Below are 11431 nucleotides of genomic sequence, written 5' to 3' on the forward strand. Positions count from 1 at the left end.
TTACATAAAATAAATTTTAAAACAAAGTATACATATTTGGTATAGATAACATCATATGAATAAAAATGACTTTGTTGATACCTCGTGCCATGTATTTTTCCTGATTGAATTGCGGTTAATTATAGGTGGATTATTATAGCGCTTCAAGCGACAATCAACCATCTAATTAGTCGCTTTTATTGACAACTGTAAGAATTTATTGACATCGGTATCAGAAAATCACGGCAGAAAATATCAAGCCGGCCTTGCACAATACAGGCTCTTACCATCAATAAAGGGAGACTTTATGTCACATAAGCAAACAGGTATGACCCTGATAGAAATGGTCATTGCTCTGGCCGTTATCGGAATTTTAACCGGGTATGCGGTCCCCAATTACCAAACGTTTAAGCACAATAAAATGATGACCACTGAAATTAATCGCCTCATCAGCAGTCTTTATTTTGCGCGCAACCAAAGTATTATTTTGGGACACCATGTCATTCTGTGTCCGAGCCAATCATTGACAAGTTGTGACGCCTCCAGTCAGTGGCACAAAGGCTGGCTGGTGTTCAGGGATGACAACCAAAACAAAAAACTCGACAACAATGAAATTGTATTAACCACAGAACAAGCCATGCAAGGGACTTTGCAGGCGGTGGCTTCGGTGTACCGGCAAAAGATTCGTTATGACCGACTGGGTGCGTCGCCCGGAACTAATTTATCTATTCGGTTTTGTGATTTTCGTGGGGCTGAATTTGCCAAAGCCATTATTGTTAACAATGTAGGGCGCCCGAGGGTTGCGGACACAGGACACTGTTAAGTCCGACGGATAAAGTGGGTTAATTCGTGGTAAAACTCTCACCACAACCACAGGAACCGGTGGCGTTGGGGTTGTTATACACAAATATCTGGTTAATGCCCTGTTTTTCGTAATCAATGGTGGTGCCTTTGACTTTGTCCAGGTCTTGTTGTGGCACAATGAGGGAAATACCCTGATCTTCAAAAACGACATCATCCTTCTGTTTATCATGGGCAATGCTGACATCATATCCCCAGCCGGAGCAGCCCATTTTTTTTACTTTTACCCGAAAACCGATGGCATTGTTGTCTTGTTGTAAAAAATAGCGGATGCGATTGGCCGCTTGTTCAGTGAGTTTTAAGGACATTCTATTGTAAAAAATTAAACTGAGTTGAAGATGATGCTTATTGTAGCATTTTTCAAGTGTGATAATAGCCCGGCAAGGCATTCAGAATGAGAACTATTGAGGCCATTGTATAAAACAATTCCCAAAAGCAAAAAAAAAAACAGCAACCATCCCTGGTTACTGTTTTGGGGGACACGGTTAGAACCGTTGCAGCTGTTTAAGCTGACTTTTCTAATTTTTTGATTTCTTTGGTTAAGGCATCGATCTTTTGACTGAGTTTGTCCATGTCTTCGCCGGTTGGAATGTCCAACTTGTGCAAAGCATTTTCAACCCGGGCTTCGAATAACCTTTCGATTTTTTCAACTTGCTCGTTGGCATACGCTTTTAAGCCTTTGACTTTCTTTTCCGCCATTTCAGTGGTTTCATTGACTGATTTCTTGGATTTCTTTTCAAATTTTTTGCCTTCTTTGATCAGTTGATCATAGAATTTTTGGCTTTCTTTGCTGCCTTTTGTATATAATTTCACGGCTTCTTCCTGGGCCATTGATACGGCACCCATACCGGCTAAATAGATATTTTTGGCTGATTCTTTCACTTGGTTTGTTACTTCGTTTGTGTTCATTTTTTAGACCTCTCTTAATTGTGTTTTTCAGATTATGTGGGTATCATATCCAGATAAGTTAGAGCAAACACACTAAACAACAAAAAAATATGAAATTTAACGATTGGCACGACACAGACCCCGAATTTACCCTGTCTTTAAGTAAAGCTGACTTAAAAGACCGTTGGCAAGAACTGCATCAGGCTGATTTAGCACAATTGCCCTCCGGTGACTTACTGGATGCCTGGCTGGCATTTCACAATGGTGATTTTGCGAAAGCCGGCAAAATGGGACGTGGTCTGGGTATTAAGGGTCTGCCGGTGGTCCTCCGTTGTGTGGTGGCCTACACAGATTATGTGTGCGAAGATGATAAAGTATCCACTGAACTATTACATGATGCGTATTTATATGGTGTTAAACTCTGTGAAGACAGCCATTTTGATATGAACTGTGAATTCACCACCGCACTCACTATGGGACGTTATTCTCAGTCCATTTCAGTGACCAAAGCCCTGCACCAGGGTATGGGCGGTAAAATCAAATCACGTTTGACGGCGGTTCTTGAGCACCAACCGAAACACGCAGAAGCCCATGTGGCGATGGCGTTGTACCATGCCGAAATCATTAACAAGGTGGGTGCGACTTTGGGCGGAATCACCTATGGCGCCAAAACCAAATCAGCATTACAGCATATTGAACAGTCTTTGTCTTTAGCGCCAACCGCCATTAATCTCATTGAGGCCGGAAACGCCTATATTTTACTGAAAGAAAAAGATGCGGTGAGCAAAGCCACAGAGTTGTATCAACAAGCGGCGAATTTGAAGCCTCTGGATGCTTTACAGGCTATGGACATTGATTTTGCGAAATCACAACTGGATTGAGTAATACTAAACCGTCAGATACGCCGGTAACATGGCGGCGGGACGGTCTTTTTTGCCTTCAAAAGTAACGATTTCGTAAGCAGACTCATCTGCCAGCAAAGCCCGGGCCAACTCGTTGTTTAAGGCATGACCTGATTTATAACCGTGAAACTGTCCGATAATGGGGTGACCCAATTGATAAATATCCCCGATGGCATCCAACAGTTTATGCTTCACAAACTCAGATTCATAGCGCAATCCGTCATTATTTAGCACTCGGTAATCATCGAGAACAATGGCGTTGTCCATACTGCCACCCAGCCCCAGGTTATGGCTTCGCAAAGTTTCAATATCACGCATGAATCCGAAAGTACGGGCACGCGAAACTTCTTTAACAAAGGACTGACTGTTTAAATCGATTTCGGCATAACGGCAATGGTCTTCAAAAGCCGGATGATCGAATTCAATTTCAAATGAATAGTGGCTGCCGCTGCCGGGTTTAAGCACGGCATATTTATCATCGACAGTGATTTTGACTTCTTTTTTGATTTTTATAAATCGACGGGGGGCGTCCTGCTCCCGAATTCCCGCGGATTGAATCAAAAACACAAACGGTCCAGAAGAGCCATCCATCACCGGTACTTCAGAAGCACTCAGATCCACATAGCAATTATCAATATTCATACCGGCAAAAGCCGCCATTAAATGCTCAACGGTACCCACTTTGACACCATTTTTTACCAGTGTCGTAGACATACTGGTCTCGCCCACATTAAGCGCATTGGATGCAATGGTCACGGGTTGTTTGTAATCCACTCGCCGAAAAACGATGCCGGTATTCACCGGGGCAGGCTGTAAAGTGATAAAAACCTTTTGTCCCGAATGGATACCCACGCCGGTGGCGCGTACTGTGTTTTTAAGTGTTTGTTGTGCAATCATAAATGACTGATTTAAACCGTATTTGGTCAATTTTTGCCGATTGTATCACAAGTTTATGCCTAAACAAGGGTTTTGTTGTTTTTAAACAACGCTTGTGTCTTTTTTAAGACAGCCGGAAAATTAGGGGCGGCGGGAGGTTCGCCGCACCCTCTTTTCTTGATTTGACCGGTGTGATTGGCCGATCATGGTCACTTCGATTAATTAATCCAACTGGTTTCTTAAAAAAGTCGGAATGTCCAAATAATCATCGGCTTCCTGGGTTTTGTCATCACTTCTGAGCTGATTTATCACCGCACGGCCACTGTCTTTTTCATTCAAGCCTTCATCTCGACTGGCACGCAGTGGCTGATCAACTTGATTGTTGGTGGCTTCGCGCACAATTTCCACTGATTTAAATTGCTTTTTCTTGGCGCTTCGATTTAATCCGGTGGCCACCACAGTCACCCGGATTTCATCTTTCATCTCCATATCAATGGAGGTACCCACCACCACCGTGGCTTCGTCTGATGCGTATTCTTTGATCAGATCACCGATTTCATCATATTCCCCGATGGTTAAATCCATGCCGGCGGTGATGTTCACCAGGACACCGTTGGCACCATGCATATCAATGTCTTCAAGCAAAGGTGAATTCATCGCTAATTCAGTGGCGGCCGCGGCGCGGTCATCGCCTTTACCTGAACCAGAACCCATCATGGCCATACCCATTTCACTCATCACGGTGCGCACATCGGCAAAGTCAACATTCACCAGCCCCGGACAGGTAATCAGTTCAGCAATGCCTTGCACCGCACCCTGCAATACATCATTGGCGGCTTTAAAGGCATTTAATAATGTCACATCGCGGCCAAAATGGGTCAGTAATTTACCATTTGGAATGGTTATTAACGAGTCCACATGTTGCTCTAAATCCTGAATGCCCTTATTGGCCACATCCATCCGCCGTTTGCCCTCAAATGGAAATGGTTTGGTCACCACGGCTACGGTCAAAATACCCATTTCTTTGGCAATCTGGGCAATCACCGGTGCCGCACCGGTGCCGGTACCACCGCCCATACCGGCTGTGATAAACACCATGTCAGTATCCTGCAGGCTTTCTTTTAAACGTTCGGTATCTTCCAAAGCGGCCTGACGACCGACTTCGGGATTGGCACCGGCACCGAGGCCTTTGGTGACATTTTGGCCAATGCGGATTACATTTTTGCAATTGGTTTTTTCTAATGCCTGCATATCCGTATTGGCACATATAAATTCGACACCATCAATATTGGCATCAACCATCTGTTGGACGGTGTTGCCACCGCCGCCACCGACGCCAATCACCTTGATGACTGCGCCAATGCTGTCGTTTTCCATTAATTCAAACATATCAATATACCTCCAAAATAAAATCTCATTTCAGCGATCAATAATCGCCCAGAAACCACTTTTTAAATTTATGAAGCCAGGTTTCTGACTCCGTTAAATTATCGGCAACATAATCACTGTTGCTGCCGTATTGCAATAAACCGACGCCCGTGGCATGGACCGGATTATTGACAACCTCTTTTAAGCCGGTAACGCCCACCGGCACACCCAGACGAACGGGCACATGGAAGACCTCTTCGGCCAGTTCCACGGCGCCTTCCATTCGGGCGGCACCACCGGTTAATACGATACCGGCGGCAATTAAATCAATGTAGCCGCTGCGCTGCAGATCGGCCTGAACTAAACTGAACAATTCTTCATAACGCGGTTCCACCACTTCAGCCAGTGTTTGTCGCGCCAGACGCCGTGGCGAACGGTCACCTACACTGGGTACAGAAATGGTTTCTTCGGCTGACGCCAGTTGCCGTAAGGCACAGGCATATTTCAGCTTAATGTCTTCGGCATGTTGCGTTGGGGTGCGCATTGAAACCGCAATGTCATTGGTCACTTGATCACCGGCTATGGGGATGGTGGACACATGACGGATGGCGCCCTGGGTAAACACGGCAATGTCCGTTTTACCGGCACCAATATCAACCATGCACACACCCAGTTCTTTTTCATCTTCGGTCAGTACTGCGGTGGCCGAGGCCAGTTGCTCGACTATCAGCTGATCCACAGACAATCCGCAACGGGCAACACATTTATTGATGTTTTGTGCGGCGCTGTCAGAGCCGATGATCAAATGCACCCGCGCTTCTAAGCGCACACCGGACATGCCCACCGGATGGCGGATGCCGTCCTGGCCGTCAATCACATATTCCTGCGGCAACACATGCAATACTTTTTGATCATTGGGAATCGCCACCGCCCGCGCCGCATCCAGGACTTTCTCCACATCCAGTTTACTGACCTCTTTGTCCTTAATGGCGACAATGCCATCTGAATTGATGCTGCGGATATGACTGCCGGCAATGCCGACAAAAACCGACTGAATTTCACAACCGGCCATCAATTCCGCTTCCTCTATAGCCCGTTTAATGGATTGTACGGTGGATTCAATGTCCACCACCACGCCACGTTTCAAACCACGCGAGGGTGAGGAGCCGATACCCACCACTTCCATGGAGCCATCGGTGTGTACCTCACCGACAATGGCCACCACTTTGGAAGTACCAATGTCCAGGCCGACTTGTAGCTGGCTGTCATTTTTTTTCACTTTCATCAGCTGACCTCCTGTTTCTGATTGGATTTAGATTGTGGCTGAGGGGTTTTTTCTTTGGGACGCCATTGCACCACATAACCATTGCTGTAACGCAAATCAACACGTTGCGGCGTTTGCTGACTGGATCGCAATAAATTCTGCCAGGTATCGGCCAAACGCAAAGCGCGTGACTCCTGTTGTTCAGTACCCAAATTAATGTCCAAACCATTGCGTAAAGTCAATTGCCAGCCACCGCGCTGGCTGACTTGGGCCACAGATATTTCATGGCCCAGTGGTTGCAACAAACGATTAAACCGGTTAAACAGTTTATACAGCGCCTGCACCTGATTATCAGGACCATATAATTTTGGCAAACCAGCGACATCATCCATGCGTTCGACGTTGAACAGTTCTCCACGCTGGTTAATCAGTTGTTGCTCATTCCAAATCGCAGTCGGCTGATGTTCAGTCAAGGTGACTTTCAGACTGTTGGGCCATTGTTTAACCACATGTGCTTCACGCACCCAGTTCAGGGACTTTAAGCTCTTTTTAACCTGATCCGTGTCCAATCGGAAGAAAGATTTCTCACTGGTTTTTTTAATCGCAAAACGCACTTGCTCTGCGGACACCCGCCGGTATTCAGCCGCCACTTCAACCTCACTGATGGTCCATCGCTCAGATTGAATCAACCCACTCATCAGGGCCGACACCAATAACAGGGCAAGCAAACTGACAATCATCATTAATTGAGCAAATTTATTCATTCCGCTCTCCGGTTTTGATGATTTCAGCCACCAGTCGATTAAAGTCCCAGCCATGAACCTGAGCCGCTTTGGGCAACAGACTGGTGGCAGTCATACCGGGCGTGGTGTTGGCTTCCAAAAACCAACGCCGTCCGGCTTCATCAACAATAAAATCCACCCGGCCCCAGCCTTTGATCTGCAACACATCAAAAATCAATTGGGTGTCACTTTGTAACTGACGTTGCATGGCTTTACTCAATGGTGCCGGGCACTGATAGCGGGTTTTCTGACTGTTATATTTGGCTTCATAATCATACAGTTCACCCGCCGGTTCTATACTGACTACCGGCAATATGACCTCACCCACCATGCCCACTGTGCATTCGACACCGGCCATAAACTGTTCCACCAGTACCTGATCCGTGAGATTAAAAGCCTGCCGAACAACCTCAGATAAATCATCCGCATGATTAACCTTGGTTAATCCGACACTGGATCCTTCGCTGGCCGGTTTGACAATCCAGGGGCCTTCGGCAGCATCCACAATTAACTGCTCGGGTTTGTCTAATAACTGAAACGGTGGCGTGGATATGCCGTGTTGTGCCACCAAAGTTTTGGCCATGTGTTTGTGCCAGCTCAAGCAACCGCCCACATAATCACAGCCGGTGTAGGGTACGCCTTCTAAAGCCAGCCAGGCGGCCAGGCGACCATCTTCTCCGTCCGCCCCATGCAATATGTTAAACACCAAATCAATGCCATGCCGACTGAGTGCTTTGAGTTCCTTGAGATCATTGGCACAAATAACTTCATGACCCAGCGCTTTAAGGGCCTTGGCCACGGCATGACCTGAACTTAAAGACACGTCACGTTCTGCACTGTGCCCGCCCATTAACAAAGCAATGCGTTTAGCCATGATTAACCTCCGCTTGGCTGATCATTGTCTGGATAACCGATCCGATGGAACCGGCACCAATCATGAGCACCACATCATCTACAGATACAATATGTGATAAGGTTTCAGGCAGTTGATACACATCCTGAACAAAAATCGGATCCAGCTTGCCCCGGTTGCGAATGCTTCGGCTCAAGTCCACGGCAGTCGCCCCTGAAATTTCTGACTCACCGGCGGCATAAACTTCACTTAACACCAACACATCGGCATCATTCAGTACGTCACTGAACTCATCAAATAAATCCCGGGTACGGCTGTATCTGTGGGGCTGAAAAACCACCACCAAACGCTGATCCGGCCAGCCGTCCCGACATGCTGCGATCACCGCCGCCACCGCGGTCGGGTGATGGGCGTAATCATCAATCAGCGTGAATTGACCGCCTTTGGGCGCTGCTATTTTATGGATATTAAAACGCCTGCCGACACCGGTAAATCCGCCCAGAGCGCGTTTAATGACGGCCGCCGGCACATCCAGCTCCAGCGCCACCGACAGGGCCGCCAGGGCATTGAGCACATTGTATTCACCGGCAATGTTCAAGCGAATATCCTGTAACAAAGGTAGGCCATCAACCACCACGTCAAATGTCATAAATTCATGGTTTTGTCTAATATTGACGGCCCTGACCTGCGCTTTTGACGATAAACCAAAAGTCACTTTATGGCGTGAAACCCGAGTGGCCAGTTCAGCCACCCGTTCATCATCAACACCCAGCACCGTTACGCCGTAAAACGGTACCCGGTGAATAAAATTATTGAAGGCCTGATTCAATACCTGAATATCATTGTCAAAAGTCTGCATGTGGTCTTCATCGATGTTGGTGACCACCGCCATCACCGGCTGCAATAGTTCAAAAGAGCCATCTGATTCATCCGCTTCGGCCACCAGATATTCTCCGGCACCCAAGCGCGCATGTGAACCGGCGGCCGTCAATAAGCCACCAATCACAAAAGTCGGATCCAAACCGGCCTCTGCCAAAATACTGGCAACCAAACTTGTGGTGGTGGTTTTTCCGTGGGTTCCGGCCACCGCAATACCCACCTTAAAGCGCATCAATTCTGCCAGCATTTCAGCCCGCGTTAACACCGGTAAAGCCGCCTCCCTGGCCGCTTTTAATTCCGCATTGGCGGCACCTATGGCCGATGAATACACCACCACATCAGCTTCATTAATCAAGGCCGCATCATGTTGATAGAAAACCTTGACGCCCATGCCGGTCAGGCGTTCGGTGGTTTTACTGCGTTGCTGATCAGAACCGCTGACCTTAAAATCCAGGTTATGCAGCACTTCGGCAATGCCTGACATGCCCGATCCACCGATACCAATCAGATGAATGCGTTGCATGCGGCGGGCGAATTTATGTTCCGGGGTTAAATAACTCATGCCACCACCTGTTCGCAAATATCGGCCATGCGATTGACCACATCCGGTTTTGAGAGTTGTTTTAAAAACTGACGCATCTGCTGTTGTTGCTGGTCATCCAACAATAAACCAATCTGTGCAGTCAGTTCTTCTGTTGAACCCTTTTCTGCCCAAATTAATGCAGCATTCTGATTCACCAGATACATGGCATTTTTGGTTTGGTGGTCATCCACGGCTTGCGGAAAGGGCACCAGTAAAGCCGGCAGATGCATCGCCGTAATTTCCGCCAGGGTTAAAGCGCCGGCACGGGCAATACACACATCGGCCCAGCGGTAGGCTTTGGCCATGTTGTGAATGAATTCATCAATGCGTACCTGTGACCGATACGTGCCATAGGCTTCAGCAGTTTTTTGAGTGTTGTTTTTGCCGCATTGATGCCACACCTGAACCACACCTTGTTCAATCGGTTCTTTCAGCGCATCAGGCAAAATCCGGTTAAGACTTTGCGCACCCAGTGAACCACCCATAATCAACACATGAAAGGGGGTATCTGAGTGATCCTTTTTGGGTGCATCCACAATGGAACCTCGCACCGGATTACCCACCCACTGGGCGCCATACAATCCACCCAGGTCAAAGCCGGTCAGTACTTTATCGGCATGTTTGGCCAACAAGCGATTGGTCATGCCAAACAAACTGTTTTGCTCATGTACCACCAGTTTGGTGGCACAAAAACGGGTTGCCAGACCGCCCGGTGCAGCCACGTAACCGCCCATAGAAATGGCCACATCAATGGCTTCTTTTTTCATAAAACGGCGTGCTTGCCAGGTGGCTTTTAACACCACAAACGGTGTCACTAATTTTCTGATAATGCCTTTGCCGCGTAGGGGTTTGACTTTTAACAGTTTCAGGCGAATACCGTACTGACGCACAATGCGCTCTTCCATGCCGCCTTTGGCACCCAGCCAATACACCGTATGTCCGCGTTTTTGTAGCGCTTTGGCCACGGCAATACCCGGAAAAATATGTCCACCAGTGCCACCGGCCATGATCACAAATTTCATGCTTTTGCCTCCTGCTTGGTGAGTCTGAAATTAATCCTGCGATTTTCATAGGACACCCGAAGCACCACCGCTATGGCCAATATATTCATCATAATGGCACTGCCACCCGATGATATAAACGGCAAAGTTAAGCCTTTGGTTGGCAATAATCCGAGGTTGACGCCCATGCTTAAAAACGTCTGTAAAGCCAGCCATACCACAATACCTGAGCACAAAAATCCTCCATAAATCTGGCCATGAATAAAAGCTTGCCGGGAAATTTTAAAAATCCGAACGAATAACAGCAAAAACAAGGCCACCATCACCAGTACCCCGATAAATCCTGTCTCTTCGGCATAGACCGCAAAAATAAAATCCGTGTGAGCTTCAGGCAGATAAAACAGTTTTTGAATGCCGGCACCGATGCCGACACCGTTAAATTCACCACGCCCCACGGCAATCAGCGCCTGTACCAGTTGAAAGCCGGCATTAAAAGGATCCTGCCAGGGATCAGTAAAATTAACCAGCCGCTTAACCCGATAAGGTTCTGCCCAGGCCATCACCAAAATGGCCGAGGCGCTGATTAAACCAATCAGCGTCATATCACGGTAACGGGCACCGGCAATAAACACCATAATCAAGGTAATGGCCATCAACAATACGCCCGATCCAAAGTCAGGTTGCAACAACAGTAAAACAACAATCACTGCGGACAAGACAATGGGCCGCAACACCCCCAGCATGGATTGCCGTATGACTTTTTCATGTTTGACCACATAGGCTGCCAGTGACATAATAAGTGCCAATTTCACCGCTTCCACCACCTGAAAACGTCCCAACCCTAAATTCAGCCAACGTCTGGCGCCATTGACTTCAACACCAATGCCCGGAATCATCATCACAATCAATAGCGCCATGGCTAAAATCAATGCCGGACGGCTTAATCGCTGGTACCAGTTCACCGGAATGTTCAGTAACAGCCAGGCACCCAATAAACTGATAACAATAAACGCCAAATGTTTCTTTAAATAATAAAACGCATCACCGGTGGTGTTTTCAGCCACTGCCACCGAAGCGGATGCCACCATCACAACGCCGATAAACAGCAAACTAAAAAAGGCCGCACACAGCCATCCGTCAACACCGACCTGGTACCAATGAATGTGCTTTTTGTTTGTGGACTGTGCACCCATAA

Annotated in this window: 12 protein-coding genes; 2 read left to right on the top strand and 10 right to left on the bottom strand. The window is 47.4% G+C overall.

Annotated elements, in window-relative coordinates:
- The first annotated feature begins 286 nt into the window (after nt 1-286).
- On the top strand, nt 287-802 hold the full coding sequence (locus tag IEV16_RS11190) for a GspH/FimT family pseudopilin (protein WP_188365802.1): 516 nt from the start codon (nt 287-289) through the stop codon (nt 800-802).
- A 19-nt stretch (nt 803-821) separates the two neighbouring features.
- Here IEV16_RS11190 and IEV16_RS11195 read toward each other — a convergent pair whose 3' ends face one another.
- Complete coding sequence (locus IEV16_RS11195; RefSeq protein ID WP_188365803.1) at nt 822-1148, bottom strand: HesB/IscA family protein; 327 nt, start codon at nt 1146-1148, stop codon at nt 822-824.
- 196 nt (nt 1149-1344) lie between these two features.
- Nucleotides 1345-1749: a phasin family protein gene (locus IEV16_RS11200; RefSeq protein WP_188365804.1), complete on the bottom strand. Its 405-nt coding sequence runs from the start codon at nt 1747-1749 to the stop codon at nt 1345-1347.
- 89 nt (nt 1750-1838) lie between these two features.
- On the opposite strand from IEV16_RS11200, the gene IEV16_RS11205 reads away from it, so the two are divergent.
- Nucleotides 1839-2609: a hypothetical protein gene (locus IEV16_RS11205; RefSeq protein ID WP_188365805.1), complete on the top strand. Its 771-nt coding sequence runs from the start codon at nt 1839-1841 to the stop codon at nt 2607-2609.
- A 6-nt stretch (nt 2610-2615) separates the two neighbouring features.
- Here IEV16_RS11205 and lpxC read toward each other — a convergent pair whose 3' ends face one another.
- The 8 genes from lpxC to ftsW form a co-directional block, all read right to left on the bottom strand.
- Nucleotides 2616-3527: a UDP-3-O-acyl-N-acetylglucosamine deacetylase gene (gene lpxC, locus IEV16_RS11210; protein WP_188365806.1), complete on the bottom strand. Its 912-nt coding sequence runs from the start codon at nt 3525-3527 to the stop codon at nt 2616-2618.
- Nucleotides 3528-3728: 201 nt separating this feature from the next.
- Nucleotides 3729-4901, bottom strand: a complete 1173-nt coding sequence (ftsZ, locus tag IEV16_RS11215) for a cell division protein FtsZ (protein WP_443093964.1) — start codon at nt 4899-4901, stop codon at nt 3729-3731.
- 31 nt (nt 4902-4932) lie between these two features.
- On the bottom strand, nt 4933-6159 hold the full coding sequence (gene ftsA / locus IEV16_RS11220; protein ID WP_188365808.1) for a cell division protein FtsA: 1227 nt from the start codon (nt 6157-6159) through the stop codon (nt 4933-4935).
- The gene (locus IEV16_RS11225; protein WP_188365809.1) at nt 6159-6902 is read right to left on the bottom strand and encodes a cell division protein FtsQ/DivIB; all 744 of its coding nucleotides are present in this window, start codon (nt 6900-6902) and stop codon (nt 6159-6161) included. Before IEV16_RS11225 ends, ftsA begins: the two co-directional genes overlap by 1 nt.
- On the bottom strand, nt 6895-7794 hold the full coding sequence (locus IEV16_RS11230; RefSeq protein WP_188365810.1) for a D-alanine--D-alanine ligase family protein: 900 nt from the start codon (nt 7792-7794) through the stop codon (nt 6895-6897). Before IEV16_RS11230 ends, IEV16_RS11225 begins: the two co-directional genes overlap by 8 nt.
- A complete protein-coding gene (gene murC / locus IEV16_RS11235) occupies nt 7787-9214 on the bottom strand; it encodes a UDP-N-acetylmuramate--L-alanine ligase (protein WP_188365811.1) in 1428 nt (475 codons plus the stop codon). Before murC ends, IEV16_RS11230 begins: the two co-directional genes overlap by 8 nt.
- Complete coding sequence (murG, locus tag IEV16_RS11240; RefSeq protein WP_188365812.1) at nt 9211-10257, bottom strand: undecaprenyldiphospho-muramoylpentapeptide beta-N-acetylglucosaminyltransferase; 1047 nt, start codon at nt 10255-10257, stop codon at nt 9211-9213. The genes murC and murG overlap by 4 nt, the downstream gene beginning before the upstream one ends.
- Entirely contained in the window at nt 10254-11429 is a 1176-nt protein-coding gene (gene ftsW, locus IEV16_RS11245; protein WP_188365813.1) for a putative lipid II flippase FtsW, read from the bottom strand. Before ftsW ends, murG begins: the two co-directional genes overlap by 4 nt.
- Nucleotides 11430-11431: the final 2 nt, after the last annotated feature.

Source organism: Marinicella pacifica (assembly GCF_014636635.1).
GTDB classification, from domain to species: domain Bacteria; phylum Pseudomonadota; class Gammaproteobacteria; order Xanthomonadales; family Marinicellaceae; genus Marinicella; species Marinicella pacifica.

What these genes read in the sequence shown, in the direction of transcription:
- IEV16_RS11200 (WP_188365804.1), bottom strand. Translation starts at nt 1,749, where the DNA reads ATGAACACAAACGAAGTAACAAACCAAGTGAAAGAATCAGCCAAAAAT.
- ftsW (WP_188365813.1), bottom strand. Translation starts at nt 11,429, where the DNA reads ATGGGTGCACAGTCCACAAACAAAAAGCACATTCATTGGTACCAGGTC.
- IEV16_RS11195 (WP_188365803.1), bottom strand. Translation starts at nt 1,148, where the DNA reads ATGTCCTTAAAACTCACTGAACAAGCGGCCAATCGCATCCGCTATTTT.
- IEV16_RS11190 (WP_188365802.1), top strand. Translation starts at nt 287, where the DNA reads ATGTCACATAAGCAAACAGGTATGACCCTGATAGAAATGGTCATTGCT.
- IEV16_RS11225 (WP_188365809.1), bottom strand. Translation starts at nt 6,902, where the DNA reads ATGAATAAATTTGCTCAATTAATGATGATTGTCAGTTTGCTTGCCCTG.
- ftsA (WP_188365808.1), bottom strand. Translation starts at nt 6,159, where the DNA reads ATGAAAGTGAAAAAAAATGACAGCCAGCTACAAGTCGGCCTGGACATT.
- IEV16_RS11230 (WP_188365810.1), bottom strand. Translation starts at nt 7,794, where the DNA reads ATGGCTAAACGCATTGCTTTGTTAATGGGCGGGCACAGTGCAGAACGT.
- lpxC (WP_188365806.1), bottom strand. Translation starts at nt 3,527, where the DNA reads ATGATTGCACAACAAACACTTAAAAACACAGTACGCGCCACCGGCGTG.
- murC (WP_188365811.1), bottom strand. Translation starts at nt 9,214, where the DNA reads ATGAGTTATTTAACCCCGGAACATAAATTCGCCCGCCGCATGCAACGC.
- IEV16_RS11205 (WP_188365805.1), top strand. Translation starts at nt 1,839, where the DNA reads ATGAAATTTAACGATTGGCACGACACAGACCCCGAATTTACCCTGTCT.
- murG (WP_188365812.1), bottom strand. Translation starts at nt 10,257, where the DNA reads ATGAAATTTGTGATCATGGCCGGTGGCACTGGTGGACATATTTTTCCG.